This is a genomic window from Yersinia massiliensis (genome assembly GCF_003048255.1).
Classification (GTDB): Bacteria; Pseudomonadota; Gammaproteobacteria; order Enterobacterales; family Enterobacteriaceae; genus Yersinia; species Yersinia massiliensis_A.
Genome location: NZ_CP028487.1, coordinates 262,569 through 281,830, shown reverse-complemented (window position 1 = coordinate 281,830; position 19,262 = coordinate 262,569). Strand labels below are relative to the sequence as shown.

Sequence of the window (19,262 nt, the reverse complement as noted above, 5' to 3'; positions counted from 1 at the left end):
AAGCTCCTGGTTTTTTGCTTCGTAAACACGTGATAAATCCCCCTCGTTTGCACTACTGGCAGAGAACGAGGACGCAGAATTTTATGGCTGACTATCTAAGGTGTCAAGAAATATACAGCATTACTCGCATTACCATGCCAGTTGTTGCTGATGTTTTAGGGTCAAATCCACGAAGTGAGTATAGCTGATTAGTGTCGCGCTGTCTGAAATTTGACCAACCAAGCCGCGCGCAATAATATCTTCTTCTAAAACAAAAAAAGAAGTTGATTGACTTAACAATAACTTAAGGCTGTCGCTGTTTTTCAAAACAGCCATTACGCCATCTTGTAGAAAGAGAATGTCATCTTCAGATGTGACTAATCTCAACAAAGCAGATAAATCACAACGATAAGGAGAATGACTGACGGTATACAGCATTATCTCGGCCCCATTCTCAATTAAAAAGTCAGTACGACGTCATAACTCGCCAGTTGATGACGCAAATCTGCTGGAGATAAGACCTCAACATCGAGGATCCAACTCGTTATACCGCTCAATCCACGCTGGTGTAATGACGCTTCGCAGATATAGCAATTCTCGACATCGTATAAAGGTAAAACACCAAAAGTCGCAATATAGTTTCTGGCGAGGATTTTTTCTGGCTGCTGTTGGGGCAGAAGTTGCAGGACACCATCTGAAAGGAAGAAGGCACCAACATCTTCGCTAAGCGCTGATGCCGCCAGTAAAGCGTCCAGTCCTTCCCGCCCTGCTGAACTGCCGTGTGGGCCTTGAGTGAAAACGAAAGCAATACGCTTCGCCGCCATTAGAATTGCACCATACGATCACTGGTCAATGCCGCTTCAGCCAGCGCACCCAAACCACTTAAGGTAAAACCCGGTTGCAGATTCGCTGCCGCCAGATTGAGTTGTTCTGCTTCGTGTTGGTCAGTCACCCCACGACGCAGCGCTGCTGCCACACACACATTTAATGCCACAGCATGCTCATCGGCTAGTTTTTGCCAAGCACGAACCAAATCAAACTCATCACTGGCGGGAGCCGTTAATTGGTTAGCATTCAGTACCCCTTCACGATAGAAGAAGATACTCACCAGATGATGGCCTGAGTTGATAAGAGCTTGAGCAAATTGATATGCACTGCTGGCCTGCTGTGTACCATAAGCTGGTCCAGTCACCATTAGACAATATTTCGCCGCTTTCAAACCTGACATTAACGGTCATGCCCCACGAGATCGCCACTTTTAAACTGACGAATGTAGAGATATACCGTGTGTTTAGAGATATTTAGCCGTTCCGCAACCTGATTGATGGCATCTTTAATATCAAAAATACCCTTCTCATAAAGGTTAAGTACCACCTGACGGTTCTTGGCATTGTTAGAAACGTTACGGTCCGCATTCACTTCTTCGATAGTGAATTCCAATGTTTGCGCTACGAGGTCATCGACCGATGAGGCAAAGTTAACCGAGGAGGCGACTTCTTGTGTTTCTGGCGGCATGAAAGTTTGGATGATCTGTGAGAAAGGCACATCCAGATTCATGTTGATGCACAGTAAACCAATAACACGCTGATCGCGGTTACGAATCGCGATAGTGACGGACTTCATCAGCACACCGCTTTTAGCTCGCGTGAAATAAGCTCTCGATACGCTGCTGTCAGCACCAGCCATATCATGCAACATCCGCAGGGCCAAATCAGTTATCGGTGAACCAATCTGCCGCCCGGTATGTTCACCGTTGGCAATTCTCACCGCGGAGCTTTTCAGGTCTTCCAGAGAATGCAGCACAATTTCACAGTGACTGCCAATAAGCATTGCCAAGCCATCAACGATAGCTTCGTATGATTTTAATATTTCATGGTCCGTCTGACTGAACGGACGTTCATCCAGTAAATCCAGTTCACTGGTATCGCTACTGAGAAGCGAATTAGACATCGAAGACACCATCCTCTAGATAAAGCCTGTCTCAATATCGTTGGCAGACTCATAACTCAATATCTTGAATTTTAAGTTTAGCAAATATGCTGAGATAAAATCCTTGCGTTTACACGTGATATTGACGTTAAGCCCACAAGCCATAAACCGTCAAGTTATCAACGAACAGAAGTGCAAATTGATATGCCTATAATAAAAAAAACCGCCACGATAATCATCGTAGCGGTTAGATGCAGGTCCGAGTGACGACGCTAGATTACTTCTTCGCTTTTGCGTCCGCTGCTACAGCAGGCTGTTCTTCCGGTGCGTCAGCTTTCGGGGCCGCTTTCACATCCAGCAGTTCTACGTCAAATACCAGCGTAGAGTTCGCAGGGATACCTGGGACGCCAGTTTTACCGTAAGCCAGTTCTGGTGGGATAACCAGAGTGATCTTGCCGCCTTTCTTGATTTGCTTCAGGCCTTCGGTCCAACCTGGGATAACGCCATCCAGACGGAAGGACAGTGGCTCACCACGTTTGTATGAGTTATCAAACTCAGTCCCGTCGGTCAGTGTGCCTTTGTAGTTAACGACGACAGTATCGCTATCTTTTGGTGCATCACCTGTACCGGCTTTCTCAACTTTGTACAGCAAACCAGACTCGGTTTTCTTCACATCTTTTTCTTTAGCAAAGGTCTCGCGATATTTTGCGCCTTTATCGGCGTTTTCTTTCGCATCTTGCTCCATCTTAGCTTGAGCAGAGGCTTTCACGCGCGCTTCAAAACCTTGCAAGGTTTTTTCGATTTCTTCGTCAGTCAGTTTACTTTTGCTGGCGAAAGCATCTTGTACGCCGGCGATTAACTGGTCTTTATCCAGTTTGATACCCAGCTTTTCTTGTTCTTTCAGGGAGTTATCCATATAACGCCCTAATGATGCGCCGAGTGCATACGCAGACTGCTGGTCATCATTTTTAAATGCACTATTTGTCGTTGCTGGTGCAGCTGCAGTGGCAGTTTTTGCTGCTTCAGCAGCGAAAGCCGCAGAGGTATTCAGGGTTAGCGCCATGGTGGTAGCCAGTAGCGTTACTTTAAACAGTGATTTCATCCATTTCTCCATTGGCTTAAGGACTCTAACCCCAAGCAACGATTTTTAAGAGTAACTTGTACTATAACTGTCTGTGCGAACACAAAACAATCTCAATACCCATGCTATTAAGAGATATTAAGACTTTTTTTACTACAAGAAGTTTCGTTTTTATATATATCTTGACGCATACAGGGTAATCATGCGCGTTTGCAGGTAGAATCTAGCGCGTTCTACTATTTTAGCTATACTGCCATCGAGTAGAAAACAACCAAAAGGTGAGGTTGGCAGCTATCAAAAGTATAGCTGTATCGTTTGCAGTCATGAGAGGAAATAAAATGGAACAATCCCTGTTTGAACAACGGCTGGAAATGCTGGAAAGTCGTTTGGCATTTCAGGAAGTGACGATCGAAGAACTTAATGTGATCGTGACGGAGCATCAGATGGAAATGACCAAACTGCGTGAGCATTTACGCCTACTGACCGATAAACTGCGTGCATCGCAACCTTCAATGTTGGCCAGTGAGGCGGAAGAAGTCCCCCCACCACATTATTAGGGTCTACAGCTTCATTTGGGTTTACAACGTCGGGTGAATAGGCGAACCGCCACAATAATCGCCCATCGTAATCACCCGCCATGCTTAACGCAAAAAGCCAGCCGCAAGGCTGGCTTTTGACTGACAACGTCAGATTTTAGTGGCAGCCACAACCGCCTTTACCGCAACCGCCTTTGCCGTGTTCATGACCTTCGTCGTGATCACCATGGCCATGGCCGCCGCAGCAACCGTCACCATGTTCGTGATGATGATCATGCTCACCATGTACGTGGCCATGTTGCAACTCTTCTTCTGTCGCTTCACGGATAGCAACCACTTCAACGTGGAAGTTCAGGTCCTGACCCGCCAGCATGTGGTTACCGTCTACGACGACGTGCTCGTCTTCAACTGCCGTGATTTCAACTGGTACTGGACCTTGATCGGTATCAGCCAGGAAACGCATACCCACTTCCAGCTCGTCAACGCCCATGAAGACGTCTTTCGGTACGCGCTGCACCAGATTTTCATCATAGCTGCCGTAACCTTCGTCTGCATTGACGCGCACATCAAAGCTGTCGCCAGCTTCATGGCCTTCAAGCGCTTTTTCCAGACCTGCGATCAAAGAACCGTGACCGTGCAGGTAGTCCAACGGCGCGCTCACCGGAGACTCATCAACTAAAACACCGTCTTCTGTACGTACCTGGTAAGCCAGGCTGACCACCAAGTCTTTTGCTACTTTCATGATATCTCCTACCCTTGGAACAAAAATTGGCACAGATTGTAGCGGAAATCTGCACCGCTGTACTCTTCAGCATAAAAAATCGCGAAGGATAACGCTACTTCGGATTGAAAATACCGATCACTTGTTCATTTTGACGCACATGTTGGCTGACCTGTTTATCGGTCTGACGTTGATGGTGTCCACACTTGACGCACTCCACCACTTCGACCTGATCTTCACGCCATAACGCCAATGTATCCAATGCCTTGCATTTCGGGCAAACCGCGCCTGCGATGAACCTTTTACGTGTGCTTGACGTACTATTCTGCACCATTGCCATCGTTTTCTCCGACATTATTCGTATTCATCCCACCCATCTAATTGCCGACTTTCATGCAGCATTTCACGTTGGAAAATATCTTCCAGTTCGCGACGGGCTTCTTTAATTCTGGAAATTTGTGCCACATCCCCGTGATGCTGAGGCACCAATTCACGCAACATACGCATGTCGAGCCGCCGAAAATGTTGTTGCGCACGGTATGCCTGATGAGGATGCATACCCAAACCCAATAGTGCTTTGCGGCCCAACTCCAGCGCACTGGAAAATGTCTCGCGGGTGAAGTCCTTAACACCGCTTTGCAGCAATTCATGCGCTTCAACACGCCCCCTGGCTCGGGCCAGAATATGCAAATTAGGAAAATGCTGCTGGCACAAATGCACCAACGTCATGGTGTCTTCCGGTTCATTACAGGTGATAACGATAGCTTTGGCTTTTTCAGCACCGGCGGCACGTAACAGTTCCAATTCAGTGGCATCACCATAGTAGACTTTGTAGCCATATTTACGCATCACACTGACGGCACTGACATCACGCTCCAACACGGTAATACGCATTTTGTTCGCCATCAGTAAGCGGCCAATGACCTGACCAAACCGACCAAAGCCAACAATAATCACCTGCGGATCGTTGTCCTCAACGAACGGCTTCTCGTCACTCTCTTCTTGCGCGTTGTAACGGCGAGACAGAATGCGATCAATAAGCTGCATCAATAATGGCGTGGTCATCATCGATAGGGTAACAACCACCAGCAGTAAGGCCAGTTGTTCTGCATCCAAAACATGCTGGGTAAATGCCGCTGAGAACAAGACGAACGCGAACTCACCCCCCTGACTCAGTACACCGGCAAATTGTAGCCGTACCGAACGACGTAACCCGAAAGTTCGCGCCAAGCCATACAACACCGTGCTCTTGATAAAGACCAGCGCCAAAACACCTAACAGGACTTCTAGCAGATGGGTAAACAGCACACCAATGTTCAGTGCCATGCCAACAGAAATGAAGAATAAACCTAGCAATAGCCCTTTGAAAGGTTCGATGGCAATTTCTAATTCGTGCTGGAATTCACTTTCCGCCAGTAATATTCCGGCGATAAATGTCCCTAGCGCCATCGATAGCCCAAGAGCATCCATAAACAGGGCGGAACCTAAGACCACCAGTAGCGCAGCCGCGGTGAAAACTTCCCGCACGCCGGAGGCCACAATGTAACGAAACAAGGGGCGCAGCAGATAACGGCCACCAATGAGCATGCCTGCAAAGGCGGCGACTTTAGTGCCAATCCTGACCCAATCGTTGGTTTCACCACCGCCACCGGCCAAAATAGGGATCAGAGCCAAGGCAGGAATGACGGCCATATCTTGGAATAGCAAAACCGAGAAGCCGAGTTGCCCACCTTCATTGCGGTTCATGCCCTTTTCCCGCATCAGTTGCAATGCCATTGCCGTCGAGGACATCGCCAAGCCGACCCCACCGATGACTGCGGCTTGCCAAGCAAAATGGGTGAAATAGAGCAATGCGCCCAATACCGCGGCGGTGATAATCACTTGGCCTGCGCCGACACCAAAAATCGAGCGGCGTAATTGCCAGAGCTTCGCGGGATTCAACTCCAATCCAATGATGAACATCAGAAAAACGACACCCAGTTCGGAAAAGTGCAGAATTTCGTCAACATCACGGATAAAACCCAACCCCCATGGGCCGATAGCGATACCCGCTATCAAGTAACCCAATACCGCACCAATACCCAACCGTTGAGCAATGGGTACTGCCACCACAGCGGCAAATAAGAATAATAAAATCGCAGTCAGTAGCGCCGAGCCTTCCATATCAGTGCCCCCCTGTGGGCAACGGTGATTGTAGCCACTGCGCATAAGCTTGCGCATGGCTAGCAAGGACTTCCGGCTTCTGACGCCGCGCCCAGTAAATAATCATGGGATTCATCCAATGCATATGGCACATAGCGGCCGTCAATTCAAAGGGACGCAAAATGTCTTCCATAGGGTAGCGGTTATACCCCCCAACCCGATAAGCTCCTTCAGGTTCGCCAGTCGTAATCACTGAGCGCCAGTATTTACCGGTCAACGCATGCCCGCCAACGCCATTGGCAAAGCCACGCGCCAGCACTCGATCCAGCCACTCCTTCAGTAACGCAGGGCAACTGTAGGTATAAAGGGGGTGTTGGAATACGATAATTTGATGTTCACGCAGCAATTCTTGCTCATGGTGAATATCAATAAAGAAATCCGGATAGTGTGCATAAAGATCGTGCACAGTGACATGCTCTAACTGCTGCACCGGTTGCAGCAAAACTCGGTTAGCGACCGAGTCCTGTGATTCCGGATGGGCATACAGCAGCAAAACCTTCGGTGGCTGCGACATCATTCCCCTCCAAAGCGTCGTCAGGGTCCGGTTTTTCCGTTACCATGCTTCGCAAAGACTAAAAAGACTAAGATTTATACCCAAAGCGATTGGTGTTGCAGTCAGGCAAAACGCGCTAACCCCGATGAACAGTGGCTCGGGTGAATGAGCGCCGCGAATGCCCCCTACAACGTCAAGGACGAAGGGGATAACAATTTAACATACTCTAAACATACGGCACTCTGATGATTGTTTTTTCTTCGCTTCAAATTCGACGTGGTACTCGCGTCTTGCTGGACAACGCCACTGCCACCATTAACCCTGGCCAAAAAGTTGGGTTAGTCGGCAAAAACGGTTGCGGTAAATCCACTCTGCTGTCGTTGCTCAAAGGCGAACTGAGCGCCGATGGGGGCAACGCTACTTTTCCTAGCAACTGGGCGCTGGCCTGGGTCAATCAAGAAACCCCCGCATTGGATATTCCGGCGATAGAGTATGTTATCGACGGTGACCGTGAATATCGTCAATTGGAAGCTGAACTTCAGGTCGCCAATGAGAAAAATGACGGTCATGCCATCGCCACCGTCCACGGCAAGCTCGATGCCATCCATGCGTGGACTATCCAGCCACGCGCCGCCAGTTTGCTCAACGGGTTAGGCTTTTCTCAAGATCAATTGCAACAGCCGGTACGCTCATTCTCTGGTGGTTGGCGCATGCGCTTAAACTTGGCACAGGCGCTGCTTTGCCGCTCTGACCTGCTGCTGCTCGATGAACCGACCAACCATTTGGATTTGGATGCCGTTATCTGGCTGGAAAAATGGCTGAAAAGCTACACCGGTACACTGGTGTTGATCTCCCATGACCGTGATTTCCTTGATCCTATTATTGATAAGATTTTACACATTGAACAGCAGACGCTGAATGAATATACCGGTAACTATTCATCCTTCGAACGCCAGCGCGCCACTAAGTTATCGCAACAACAATCGATGTATCAGCATCAACAAGAAAAAGTTGCGCATTTACAAAGTTATATCGACCGTTTCCGCGCCCAAGCGACCAAAGCAAAACAGGCACAGAGCCGAATCAAAATGCTTGAACGCATGGAGCTTATCGCCCCTGCTCATGTGGATAACCCATTCCACTTCAGTTTCCGCACGCCTGAGAGTCTCCCAGATCCATTATTGCGGATGGAAAAGGTCAGTGCAGGGTACGGCGATAAAACTATTTTGCAGTCCATCAAGCTCAACTTGGTACCAGGATCGCGTATCGGCCTGCTGGGTCGCAACGGGGCCGGTAAATCCACGCTGATCAAGTTGCTGGCCGGTACGTTGGAGCCACAAAGCGGCGAAATTGGGCTATCCAAAGGCATTAAGCTGGGTTACTTCGCTCAGCATCAACTTGAATTCTTACGCGCAGATGAATCCCCGCTACAACATATGAGTCGCTTGGCCCCTAAAGAGCCAGAACAGCAGTTACGTGATTACTTAGGTGGCTACGGTTTTCAGGGCGATCAAGTGACCGACCCCACTGCTCGCTTCTCTGGCGGTGAAAAGGCGCGATTGGTCTTGGCACTGATTATCTGGCAGCGCCCTAATCTACTACTGCTGGATGAACCCACCAACCACCTTGACCTCGATATGCGTCAAGCCCTGACGGAGGCGCTGATTGATTTCGAAGGTGCCTTGGTGGTGGTTTCCCATGACCGTCATTTGCTGCGATCTACCACTGATGATCTCTATTTGGTGCACGATGGCAAAGTGGAACAGTTCGATGGCGATCTAGAGGATTACCAGCAGTTTTTGGTGGATGTACAGCGCCAGCAAAGCCAGCAAGATAACCCTGCCAAAGAGCTTTCGGGCAATAGCGCTCAGCAGCGTAAAGACCAAAAACGCCGTGAGGCTGAATTCCGCAGCCAGACCCAGCCATTACGTAAGCAGATTATGACGCTGGAAAAGCAGATGGATAAGCTCAGCACTGAGCTGGCTGCCATCGAAGAACAGCTGGCAGATTCTGCCTTGTACGACATTGCCCGCAAGGCAGACTTGACCCAATGTTTACAGCAGCAGCTACAGGTGAAGTCCAAGCTGGAAGAGACAGAAATGCAGTGGTTGGACGCGCAGGAACAGCTGGAAAACATCACCAAGCTATTTGAGGCGGAGTAATCTGCAATATCATCGGTTATTTAAGATAGAAGGTTTTAATGTCTAATTAGGCATAAAACCATTTCTGGGAGAAGTATCAATGCAGCGCATTTTGGTCATCCGAATTGATTTCCTTGGCGATATGATATGCACAACTGCTTTATTGCATGCACTGAAACAGCGCTGGCCTTTGGCTGAAATTCACGTGTTAGCCAACAAATACAATCGAGAAGCACTGGCGCGCAACCCTGATGTCAGCGTAGTCCACACCTACGTTTATAGTAAGCAATGTGAACGAAATCAAAAGCCAGGCAGGATTCAGGCCATTTTTGATCGTTTGGCTCTGATATGGCGATTACGACGTTCACACTTTGACCTGCTTGTGATTCCTAACGGCGGTTTGAACAAAAATAGTATTCAGTTCGCCAAGCAGCTGAATGCCGTTGATAATCGTTGGCATACCCTTGCTACTGAGTTTGATGATCGCAATCCCGAGCATGTTGCTAACCGCCCCATTCGTCATGAAACACTCTCTGGTTTTACCCTACTGCCCGAACTGGGTGCTGTGGATATCAATAATCTCAAATTATTTATCTACCCCGATCCAGTAGTACAGGCAAAATGGCAGTCAGAATTAGGTGAAAGAAACCGCCCACGGATCGGGTTATTCATCTCCAATAAGTCCCCGCAGCGGCGCTGGAGCTGGGAAAAGTGGCAACAGCTGGCATTGAAACTCAGTGTTCATGCCGATATCGTCATTTTATATGATCCTAAAGAACCACCGAGTGAGCAGCAGTTAGCCAGTATTAATGGGCGCTTTTTGTTAACCCCCTCAGTCGATGAGCTCGTTGCCGCAGTAAGCCAATTGGATATGGTTATTTCAGCTGACAGTGCACCGGTTCATATCAGTTCAGCGTTGCAGATACCCGTTGTCGCCTTGTTTGAGTCTCGGCCAGAAAAGTATTTACGCTGGTTCCCCTTAACTCGCCATATTCTCTTGCATGCGGGGCCACAGGTCGAAGATATCACAGTGGATGCTGTCGAGACCGCAGCACGACAGCTACTGGAAAATGAGCTAGTCAGTTAAGGCCGATATACTGGCTTATCACCTAAAATTGTCGCACGGTGCATCACCCGCCGCTGCGGCAAATAGTCAGCATTTGCATAGTGTTGGGTAACGCGGTTATCCCAAATCGCCACATCATCTTGCTGCCAACGCCAGCGCACTTGAAACTCGGGTTTAGTGGCGTGAGCGAAAAGAAAACGCAGTATCGCATCGCTCTCTTTCGCACTCAGATCAACGATGCGAGTGGTGAATCCTTCATTGACGAACAAGGCCTGACGCCCAGTGACCGGATGCGTTCTCACCACGGGATGCAATAGCGGCGGATTCTTCTCTTTTGCCAGCAACCAACGCTGATGCTCTTCCGGCGTCGCGCGATTCTTGTGTTCGGGGAAGGAGTGCGTGAAATCGTGCTCTGCCCGTAACCCTGCCAACAACTGCTTAAACGGTGCAGAGAGCGTTTCATAAGCAGCAATACCGCTGCTCCACAAGGTATCCCCACCTGTCGCCGGTAACTGTTTAGCCGCCAATATCGCGCCTAATGGCGGGTTTTCGATAAAGGTGACGTCGGTGTGCCAGTTGTCATTATCGGGTGGATTATTATCGTGGGTATCCAGCACGATAATCTCTTCGCACTCTTTGGTGTGCGGATAAACCGGATGAATATGCAAATCACCAAAACGCCCCGCCAACTCTCGTTGCTGTAACGGCGTAATAGGTTGATTGCGGAAAAAGAGCACTTGATGCTTGAGTAACGCGTGATAAAGCTGCTCAAACTGGCCATCGCCCAGTGGGCGGGCAATATTAATATTCTCCACTCGCGCGCCAATATGCGGCCCTAATGGGGTGACGACCAAACGTTCATTCATTGCTGTGCTCCATACCAAGGGGTTAAGCGGCGCTGAATCGCCCGCAAACTTAATTCCATCCCAAAAGCAATTATGGCGATCACGCCGATACCGGCAATCACCACGTCTGTTGCAAGAAACTCACCGGCAGATTGCACCATAAAGCCCAATCCGCGCGTGGCTGCGATTAACTCTGCTGCGACGAGGGTTGACCAGCCAACGCCCAGCCCGATGCGGATACCGGTTAAAATTTCAGGTAGCGCGCTAGGCAATACGACAAAGCGTAAAACCTGCCAGCGGCTGGCCCCTAATGCGCGGGCTGCCCTGACGCGTACCTGCGCCACACTGCGAACGCCCGCCACGGCGGCCAATGTCACAGGGGCGAATATCGCGAGATAAATCAGTAAAATTTTTGAAGTTTCGCCGATGCCGAACCAGATAACCATCAGCGGTAAATAGGCTAACGGCGGTACGGGGCGATAGATTTCAATTAACGGGTCTAAGATGGCACGTACTCGGCGGCTGAGTCCCATCGCAATGCCGGTCGGCACACCGAGCGCTACAGCGGCGAATAAGGCGACCAGAATGCGCCCTAAACTGGCGGATAGATGCTGCCATAGCGTGGCATCCATAAACCCTTGCGCGCTGGCAATCACTCGTAATTGATGCAATACCTGCTGCGGCGCGGGCAAGAACAACGGACTAATCAGCTGTAATGCCGTGACTGCCCACCACACCGCCACTAAGATAATCACCGTGCCAATACTGAGCCACAATCCATTGGCAGCTCGCCCATTAACAGCCGATCTCTTCGCCGCTACGCTGCGATGGCGAAGGGGTTTCTTAGCGACTGAGTGCGCCGCTGATGCATCTGAGGCAGAGTGCGGCGGCAACGCGGGATCGCGTAAAGCACTGCCACTTAAAGCACTGTCGCGTAATGTTCCATGTAGACTCATACCAGCGCCTCCCGCTGTTGGAAGACTTTGCCCAACACGTATTCGCGGCGGGCGATAAATTCAGGATCAGATTTAATACTGCGGCACGCTTCACCTTCGGCATAACGCTGACCAAAATTCAGGGATAATCGCTCAACCACCTGACCGGGCCCCGGTGACAGCAGTAATAGCTCGCTGGCCAAAAATACGGCTTCTTCAATATCGTGAGTAATCAGCAGAATTTGTTTACCGGTATCACGCCAAATGGTCAGTAGCAGTTCCTGCATCTGCTCACGGGTGAAAGCATCCAACGCACCAAAGGGCTCGTCTAATAGCAATAGGCGTGGATCGACAGCCAGTGCGCGGGCAATGCCCACTCGTTGACGCATACCACCAGACAACTGCCAAATGTGGTGATGCTCAAAACCCGCTAGCCCTACACGATGCAGCATTTTAAGGGCTGTGGCGCGTCGTGCAGACTGGCTGACCCCCGCTAATTGCAGGCCAAATTCCACATTGCTGACCACATCGCGCCATGGCAACAATCCCTCATGCTGGAATACCACACCCCGTTCCGCACTCGGGCCATCAACCGGTTGACCATCAAGCGTGATGCTGCCCGCTGAAGGGGTCATAAACCCTGCAATCAAATTCAATAATGTGGTTTTGCCGCAGCCCGATGGCCCCAATACCACGACCAACTCTCCAGATGCGATTTGTAGTGACACATCTTGTAAGGCAGGTTTGCCCTGATATTCGGCCCACAGGCCGCGCACGTTTAGCATGTTGGCTCCTAAGACTGTGGCGTCGCCTGAACATCTTTCACAAAGCGGTCAGTGACAAAAGCACGATAATCACTGGCCACTTGCGGGATCTTACCTTGCTGCTTGAGGAACTCGGCCGTGTCACGGATGGCCTGATCCACCGGCTGACCCAGTTGTGTGATTTGTTCAGCCACCGGCAGATAAGTGTTGCCCTTCACCAGTTCAGGCACTTGATCAGCGGATACTCCACTGAGACGCGCTAACTGATTCAGATTCTGTTCATTTTTCAGCCACTGATCAGGTTGCGCCAAATAAGCCCCCTGTGCGGCTAATGCGCTGCGGGCAAAGGCGGTCACGACTTCAGGATGGGCTTGAGCGAAATCTTTACGTACTACCCAAACATCCAGCGTTGGTGCGCCCCACTGACCTACTTGCGCGGAATCCGTTAGCACCGTACCGGTTTTTGCGAGTTCGTTAACGGCGGGCGCCCAAACATAAGCACCATCAATATCCCCACGCTGCCAAGCGGCGGCGATAGCGGGAGGTTGTAAGTTGAGGATGGTGACCTGATCTGGCTTGATGCCCCAATGTTTGAGGGCGGCCAATAGGCTGTAATGGGTGGTGGAGATAAAGGGCACTGCAATGCGTTTGCCGATAAGATCTTGTGGCGTTTTGATCTCTTTCTTCACCACCAGTGCTTCAGAACTGCCCAGCTGTGAGGCCAGCAGGAAGACTTCAATCGGGACATTTTGGCTTGCGGCCACCGCCAGTGGACTCGAACCGATATTACCGATTTGTACATCACCGGACGCTAGCGCCCTAACCACGCTGGAACCGCTGTCAAACTTACGCCAATCGACCTTGGCACCAGACAGTTTAGCGAAACTGTTATCCGCCTGAGCGACTTTTGCCGGTTCAGCGGAGGTTTGGTATGCCACGGTCACATCGACGGCATGGGCACTGGTCGCGGTTAATGACAGTGCCAAGAGTGCGCCCGTGGGCCGTAAGAAACGACGAATTGCGGGGGCAAGACGCGTTGAAGAAAAGGTTATCGCCATGGGTTGACTCCGCTCAGTTAACTGTCTCATTCGCTGTTGTTGCGACCCGAAGCGCGCTCGGCGCGCTGAGATGACAGTGTTACCTGAAGGAGTAATATGACAAAAGGAATAAAAAAATCTTCTTTATTCCTTTTGGCGATAACAAATTAACCAATAAATGAATCCTTATTGGCAACAAACAGTTAACTAAAGTGTAATTTCCCCTTTGAGGAAAATATGGGATTCACCCGCGATTAAAGTGCGATCGCCCGCTAACGTGCAAAAAAGCTCGCCGCCCCGCGCGGATATCTGGTGAGCATGCAGCGACGCTTTGCCCAGTCGAGCAACCCAATAGGGCATCAATGTGCAATGCGCCGAACCGGTGACCGGATCTTCCGTGCTGTCGAGGGTAAAATAGCGTGAGACAAAATCCACGTTATCACCGGGTGCCGTCACAATCACACCTCGGCCCGTATCGGCAATCAAAGCCGCGATATCGGGTTGTAACTGCCGCACCTGCTGCTCACTTTCCAGTACCACCAGCAAGGATTTAGCCTGCCACACCTGCTGGATTTCAGCACCAAGCAAGCGACTCAACTCAGCCGGAATCGCGATTTGCTCAGGGGGCAATGAGGGGAAATTCAGTGCCAATCGGCCAAAGTTTTCGCCATCACGTTTGACGTACAAATCCCCACTGGCGCTGCGAAAGCAAATATCCTGCAAACCGGGGTTCACCATGGTGAACATGACATGTGCGGCGGCTAAGGTACCGTGGCCACATAAATCAACCTCGCGTTCAGGCGTAAACCATCGAATCGCCGACTTGTCCCCTTCATCCCAGACAAAACTGGTTTCCGGCAGATTGATCTCGGCGGCGATACGCTGCATTTGCTCAGCAGACAACGGTTGTTTCAGCAAATATACGCCAGCGGGGTTACCGGAAAGCCCCGCCCCGACAAACGCATCAACATGAAAATAGTTATTGGACATCAATAAGCTCCGGTGATTGATTAATGCCAAATCAACAATACACAGGCCGCCGTCAGCAAGCCCATTGAGATGTTAAAAGTAAACCAAGCACGGCGGCTGCGCAGCAAGCGGCCAATGAGGGTGCCGAATCCTAGCCAGATGATACCGGCTACCAGATTCACCATAAACATCCCTAAACTTATCATGACGATAGAGTGGTTATACGCGGCACCGGCCATACTAAAACTGGCGACTGAACCTAACCCCATCAACCACGCTTTGGGGTTAAGAAATTGCAGTAACCAACCCTGATACAAACGTAGCGGTTTTGGCGGCGCGACATTAGTTTCTAATTTTTCGTAGGCTGAAGTGGCAATTTTCCATGCCAGCCACAGCAGATACAGGCTACCTAAAATCTTTAATATCAAGTGAAGAGAAGGATAGACCAGAATCAGCCCGCCGACGCCAAAAGCGACCAGCAGCAGCATGCTCTGCATCCCTAACATAATGCCCAACATCAGCCAGATAGAGCGTATAAAACCAAAGTTGGCCCCTGCGGAGGTGAGTAACATATTATTCGGGCCAGGAGTAATAGCAGCAACCCAGAGAAAACCTACCATTGAAAGAAATAAACTCAGTTCCATGAGACGGGTGCCTCTCACCCAAAATGATGCGCGATATACCCACGAAGCTAACAGTGTGCTATTGATCAAACAAGAACAACAACATGATTTATATTCAACTTATGCATGAATCGTTTCGTCCACTGGCCGGTGCCAGTAATCCACATCTACAAACGCTGCTGCCGAGACTAGTTAGGCGGCATGTACAGCTGCAACCTTTTTGGCAGCGACTCGAGTTACCCGATGGCGATTTTGTCGATTTGGCTTGGAGTGAAAATCCTGCGTTAGCACGCGAGAAGCCCCGTGTGGTGCTTTTCCATGGTCTGGAAGGAAACTTTTACAGCCCCTATGCGCACGGCTTACTGCACGCATGGCAAGCGGAAGGTTGGCTGGGCGTCGTCATGCATTTTCGAGGTTGCAGTGGAGAGCCGAATCGTAAATCGCGCATCTATCACTCCGGTGAAACCGAAGATGCACGATTTTTCCTGCGTTGGCTACGGGAAACCTATGGCCAAGTGCCAACAGCCGCAGTTGGCGTCTCATTAGGCGGCAATATGCTGGCGATGTATTTAGCCGAGCAAGGGCAGTTAGCCCAAACAGGGCAGGACAATTTATTGCAAGCCGCTGTGGTGGTGTCAGCACCTTTGATGCTAGAGCCTTGCGCCAATCGTATGGAACATGGTTTTTCACGGGTTTATCAGCGCTACTTACTTGATCAACTCAAGCTAAATGCCACCCGTAAATTATTACGTTATCCCGATAGTTTGCCGCTAGCACTGCCACAATTGAAAGCATTGCGGCGCGTCAGGGAGTTCGATGATGCCATCACCTCGAAAATACATGGCTTTAATGACGCGCAAGATTATTATCGCCGTTGCAGCGCCCTCCCCCTGTTGCCGCAGATTAAGATTCCACTACTGATCATTCATGCCAAAGATGATCCCTTTATGACCGACGAGGTTATTCCTAATCTCAATACGTTACCGAGTAATATTCATTACCAGTTAACTGAGCATGGCGGCCATGTCGGCTTTGTCGGCGGTTCATTGAAGCACCCACAAATGTGGCTGGAACAACGCATTCCTGCCTGGCTCTCCCCTTATTTGGAACAACATTCATGATCATTCCTTGGCAACAAATCGACGCTGATACACTGGATAATTTGCTAGAAGCCTTTGTGCTGCGTGAAGGCACGGATTACGGCGAGCATGAACGCTCATTGGCACAAAAAGTTGAGGATGTTCGCCGCCAATTAGTGAGTGGTGACGTGGTTTTGGTGTGGTCCGAGTTACACGAAACCATCAATATTATGCCCCGTGGTTCATTCCGCGCGGATGCAGAAGAACACTCATAACCCTATAGCCTGACGATGAGAATTTTTGATGAAAATCAAGATGACAAGCCAGACGATTTGCCCTAAGAATAACCATTATCGATAAAAATACTGGCAAATGCCGCTTGGCCACTGAGGCGCTTACCCCATGGAGTTACCGTTAATATGTCAACTAAACATCCGGTTATAGCCGTTACTGGCTCAAGCGGCGCAGGGACGACCACCACCAGTTTGGCGTTTCGTAAAATATTCCAGCAGTTGAATATCCGCGCGGCAGAACTCGAAGGTGACAGCTTCCATCGCTATACCCGCCCTGAAATGGATGCCGCCATCCGTAAAGCACGGGATCAAGGCCGGCATATTAGCTATTTTGGCCCAGAAGCCAATGATTTTGGTCAGTTAGAGCAGAGTGTGTCGGAATACGGCAAACACGGCACAGGCCGTTCACGTAAATATTTACACACCTACGATGAAGCGGTGCCTTATAACCAGATTCCCGGCACATTTACACCCTGGGAACCCTTGCCTGAACCTACCGATGTGCTGTTCTACGAAGGGCTACACGGCGGTGTCGTGACTGAACATCACGATGTGGCAAAGCATGTCGATTTATTGGTAGGGGTGGTACCCATCGTCAACCTAGAATGGATTCAAAAACTGGTGCGCGATACCGGTGAACGTGGCCATTCCCGTGAAGCGGTGATGGATTCCGTTGTACGCTCCATGGAGGATTACATCAACTACATTACGCCGCAGTTCTCACGCACTCATATTAACTTCCAGCGCGTGCCGACCGTCGATACCTCAAACCCTTTTGCCGCGAAAGCCATCCCGTCGCTGGATGAAAGTTTTGTGGTTATTCATTTCCGTGGCTTGGATCAGATTGATTTCCCCTACTTGTTAGCAATGCTACAAGGCTCGTTTATTTCCAATATCAATACATTGGTGGTGCCGGGCGGGAAGATGGGATTAGCAATGGAGCTGATTATGGCCCCGTTGGTGCAGCAACTGCTGGAAGGCAAAAAAATCATTTAACGCTTTACGTAGACATCTTGGTTTTACGCATCATAGCGATTGGAACTGCAAGGCGGCGGCAAGCGGACTTATCCCAATGAACTGACCTCAGTCAGTGATTGGGGTGAGCGGATGCAACCTCCTGCAGCTTCAAGGACGAAAAACACGCTTAAGCGACGTCACGAATTTCAAAACTGTGGGTAATGGTCGCTGCTTTACCTAGCATCAGAGAAACAGAGCAGTACTTCTCTGCTGATAATTCCACTGCACGCTCAACAATTTTGTCGGTGAGACCTTTACCGCTAACGATAAAATGCAAATTGATTTGCGTAAACAGACGCGGCGCTTCTTCACGGCGCTGAGAGGTGAGTGTGACCTCACAATCGCGCACATCATTACGCCCCTTTTGCAAAATAGAGACCACATCAATCGCGCTACAACCACCTGCTGACATCAGCAACATTTCCATCGGGCTGGGTGCCTTATCACCGGCATTACCATCCATCAAAACCTGATGCCCTGACGCTGATTCACCCAAAAATGTCAGCCCCTCAACCCACTTCACACGTGCCTGCATAACGCTCGCTCCCAGTTAAATTTTCTGATCCAGACTACCCTTTCATTTATAAAGTCGCAATGTAACCCGATGTTCATCATGCTGAAGCGATACAACACAAGACACTGACCTCATCCTGTGCTACAAACAGAACCGAAAGTATTGTTTCTAGAATTAAATTGGGTAGTGATCGATACTCAGTGTAAGGTTTCTATCCAGTAGGTATCTTGGCTATACCTTTCGGCAGTTGAGCAAATTAATATGCTATACCCAACAGGCGTCAAGATGGTGGGTATAAAGAAAGTGTATTTTATAAGCACGCCGTACAGGGAACTCTGAGCCCTGTTTAGTTAGGCTGCGATAACAACAGAGGATAACAGCGAATGGTTCTCGGCAAGCCACAAACAGACCCGACTCTCGAATGGTTCCTGTCTCATTGCCATATTCACAAATACCCATCGAAGAGTACGCTGATTCACCAAGGTGAAAAGGCCGAAACGCTTTACTACATCGTGAAAGGCTCCGTTGCGGTGCTTATCAAAGATGAAGAAGGTAAAGAGATGATTCTCTCCTATCTAAACCAAGGGGATTTCATCGGTGAACTTGGATTATTTGAAGAAGGCCAAGAGCGTAGTGCTTGGGTTAGAGCAAAAACTGCCTGCGAAGTGGCTGAAATTTCTTACAAAAAATTCCGTCAGCTGATTCAGGTCAACCCAGATATCTTGATGCGCCTGTCTTCGCAAATGGCGAACCGCTTACAGATTACATCCGAGAAAGTGGGTAACCTTGCTTTCCTTGATGTGACTGGGCGTATTGCACAAACACTGCTTAATCTGGCAAAACAACCTGATGCCATGACCCACCCCGATGGGATGCAGATTAAAATTACCCGCCAGGAAATTGGTCAAATCGTTGGCTGCTCCCGCGAAACTGTGGGGCGGATACTAAAAATGCTGGAAGATCAAAACCTGATCTCCGCACACGGTAAAACGATTGTCGTTTACGGCACTCGTTAATTCCCTCAAAACCGGTGCCGAA

The 19,262-nt window shown here is 49.7% G+C and carries 23 protein-coding genes; 7 read left to right on the top strand and 16 right to left on the bottom strand.

Annotation, left to right across the window (positions count from 1 at the left end):
• Positions 1-129 precede the first annotated feature (129 nt).
• From tusB to fkpA, 5 genes are all read right to left on the bottom strand, one after another.
• A complete protein-coding gene (gene tusB, locus DA391_RS01185; RefSeq protein WP_050286799.1) occupies positions 130-417 on the bottom strand; it encodes a sulfurtransferase complex subunit TusB in 288 nt (95 codons plus the stop codon).
• A 20-nt stretch (positions 418-437) separates the two neighbouring features.
• Complete coding sequence (tusC, locus tag DA391_RS01180) at positions 438-803, bottom strand: sulfurtransferase complex subunit TusC (protein ID WP_050083086.1); 366 nt, start codon at positions 801-803, stop codon at positions 438-440.
• Complete coding sequence (gene tusD / locus DA391_RS01175) at positions 803-1,198, bottom strand: sulfurtransferase complex subunit TusD (protein ID WP_409574514.1); 396 nt, start codon at positions 1,196-1,198, stop codon at positions 803-805. Before tusD ends, tusC begins: the two co-directional genes overlap by 1 nt.
• 8 nt (positions 1,199-1,206) lie before the next feature.
• Positions 1,207-1,929, bottom strand: a complete 723-nt coding sequence (locus DA391_RS01170) for a helix-turn-helix transcriptional regulator (protein ID WP_019213292.1) — start codon at positions 1,927-1,929, stop codon at positions 1,207-1,209.
• 256 nt (positions 1,930-2,185) lie between these two features.
• A complete protein-coding gene (gene fkpA, locus DA391_RS01165) occupies positions 2,186-3,010 on the bottom strand; it encodes an FKBP-type peptidyl-prolyl cis-trans isomerase (protein ID WP_050286798.1) in 825 nt (274 codons plus the stop codon).
• A gap of 317 nt (positions 3,011-3,327) precedes the next feature.
• Between fkpA and DA391_RS01160 the strand changes: the two genes are divergently transcribed.
• Complete coding sequence (locus DA391_RS01160; RefSeq protein ID WP_019213290.1) at positions 3,328-3,546, top strand: protein SlyX; 219 nt, start codon at positions 3,328-3,330, stop codon at positions 3,544-3,546.
• Positions 3,547-3,682: 136 nt separating this feature from the next.
• Here the strand turns inward: DA391_RS01160 and slyD are convergent, their stop codons facing one another.
• The 4 genes from slyD to kefG all read right to left on the bottom strand — a co-directional run bounded on the left by slyD (position 3,683) and on the right by kefG (position 6,962).
• The gene (gene slyD / locus DA391_RS01155) at positions 3,683-4,267 is read right to left on the bottom strand and encodes a peptidylprolyl isomerase (RefSeq protein WP_019213289.1); all 585 of its coding nucleotides are present in this window, start codon (positions 4,265-4,267) and stop codon (positions 3,683-3,685) included.
• A gap of 94 nt (positions 4,268-4,361) precedes the next feature.
• On the bottom strand, positions 4,362-4,580 hold the full coding sequence (locus DA391_RS01150) for a YheV family putative zinc ribbon protein (RefSeq protein ID WP_088130665.1): 219 nt from the start codon (positions 4,578-4,580) through the stop codon (positions 4,362-4,364).
• A 20-nt stretch (positions 4,581-4,600) separates the two neighbouring features.
• Positions 4,601-6,409 carry a glutathione-regulated potassium-efflux system protein KefB gene (kefB, locus tag DA391_RS01145; protein ID WP_050083079.1) on the bottom strand — a complete coding sequence of 603 codons (1,809 nt, stop codon included), beginning with the start codon at positions 6,407-6,409 and terminating at the stop codon, positions 4,601-4,603.
• Position 6,410: 1 nt separating this feature from the next.
• Entirely contained in the window at positions 6,411-6,962 is a 552-nt protein-coding gene (gene kefG, locus DA391_RS01140; protein WP_019213286.1) for a glutathione-regulated potassium-efflux system ancillary protein KefG, read from the bottom strand.
• Between the two features lie 224 nt (positions 6,963-7,186).
• Here kefG and DA391_RS01135 point away from each other — a divergent pair, with 224 nt between their 5' ends.
• Positions 7,187-9,103, top strand: a complete 1,917-nt coding sequence (locus DA391_RS01135; RefSeq protein ID WP_057645115.1) for an ABC transporter ATP-binding protein — start codon at positions 7,187-7,189, stop codon at positions 9,101-9,103.
• Between the two features lie 79 nt (positions 9,104-9,182).
• Positions 9,183-10,169, top strand: coding sequence for a glycosyltransferase family 9 protein (locus tag DA391_RS01130; protein WP_108087276.1), 987 nt, complete (start codon positions 9,183-9,185; stop codon positions 10,167-10,169).
• Here the strand turns inward: DA391_RS01130 and tauD are convergent.
• The 6 genes from tauD to DA391_RS01100 form a co-directional block, all read right to left on the bottom strand.
• The gene (tauD, locus tag DA391_RS01125) at positions 10,166-11,014 is read right to left on the bottom strand and encodes a taurine dioxygenase (RefSeq protein WP_050083074.1); all 849 of its coding nucleotides are present in this window, start codon (positions 11,012-11,014) and stop codon (positions 10,166-10,168) included. The genes DA391_RS01130 and tauD overlap by 4 nt on opposite strands.
• Positions 11,011-11,949: a taurine ABC transporter permease TauC gene (gene tauC / locus DA391_RS01120; RefSeq protein ID WP_057645120.1), complete on the bottom strand. Its 939-nt coding sequence runs from the start codon at positions 11,947-11,949 to the stop codon at positions 11,011-11,013. The genes tauD and tauC overlap by 4 nt, the downstream gene beginning before the upstream one ends.
• Positions 11,946-12,713, bottom strand: coding sequence for a taurine ABC transporter ATP-binding subunit (gene tauB, locus DA391_RS01115; RefSeq protein ID WP_019213281.1), 768 nt, complete (start codon positions 12,711-12,713; stop codon positions 11,946-11,948). The genes tauC and tauB overlap by 4 nt, the downstream gene beginning before the upstream one ends.
• Before the next feature lie 8 nt (positions 12,714-12,721).
• Positions 12,722-13,750 (bottom strand): taurine ABC transporter substrate-binding protein, encoded by a 1,029-nt coding sequence (gene tauA / locus DA391_RS01110; protein ID WP_050083071.1) that lies wholly within the window; start codon positions 13,748-13,750, stop codon positions 12,722-12,724.
• Between the two features lie 186 nt (positions 13,751-13,936).
• Positions 13,937-14,719, bottom strand: a complete 783-nt coding sequence (locus tag DA391_RS01105; protein WP_057645126.1) for a PhzF family phenazine biosynthesis protein — start codon at positions 14,717-14,719, stop codon at positions 13,937-13,939.
• Positions 14,720-14,739: 20 nt separating this feature from the next.
• Positions 14,740-15,342 carry a LysE family translocator gene (locus DA391_RS01100; RefSeq protein WP_108087275.1) on the bottom strand — a complete coding sequence of 201 codons (603 nt, stop codon included), beginning with the start codon at positions 15,340-15,342 and terminating at the stop codon, positions 14,740-14,742.
• 101 nt (positions 15,343-15,443) lie between these two features.
• Here DA391_RS01100 and DA391_RS01095 point away from each other — a divergent pair, with 101 nt between their 5' ends.
• The 3 genes from DA391_RS01095 to DA391_RS01085 all read left to right on the top strand — a co-directional run bounded on the left by DA391_RS01095 (position 15,444) and on the right by DA391_RS01085 (position 17,689).
• Entirely contained in the window at positions 15,444-16,442 is a 999-nt protein-coding gene (locus DA391_RS01095) for a hydrolase (protein WP_050874137.1), read from the top strand.
• Positions 16,439-16,675, top strand: coding sequence for a YheU family protein (locus DA391_RS01090; protein WP_050083068.1), 237 nt, complete (start codon positions 16,439-16,441; stop codon positions 16,673-16,675). The genes DA391_RS01095 and DA391_RS01090 overlap by 4 nt, the downstream gene beginning before the upstream one ends.
• Before the next feature lie 144 nt (positions 16,676-16,819).
• Positions 16,820-17,689, top strand: coding sequence for a phosphoribulokinase (locus DA391_RS01085; RefSeq protein ID WP_050083066.1), 870 nt, complete (start codon positions 16,820-16,822; stop codon positions 17,687-17,689).
• Positions 17,690-17,837: 148 nt separating this feature from the next.
• On the opposite strand, the gene DA391_RS01080 is transcribed toward DA391_RS01085, so the two are convergent.
• Entirely contained in the window at positions 17,838-18,245 is a 408-nt protein-coding gene (locus tag DA391_RS01080; RefSeq protein ID WP_050083064.1) for an OsmC family protein, read from the bottom strand.
• A 362-nt stretch (positions 18,246-18,607) separates the two neighbouring features.
• On the opposite strand from DA391_RS01080, the gene crp reads away from it, so the two are divergent.
• Positions 18,608-19,240, top strand: a complete 633-nt coding sequence (gene crp, locus DA391_RS01075) for a cAMP-activated global transcriptional regulator CRP (protein ID WP_002212297.1) — start codon at positions 18,608-18,610, stop codon at positions 19,238-19,240.
• The last annotated feature ends 22 nt before the right edge of the window (positions 19,241-19,262 follow it).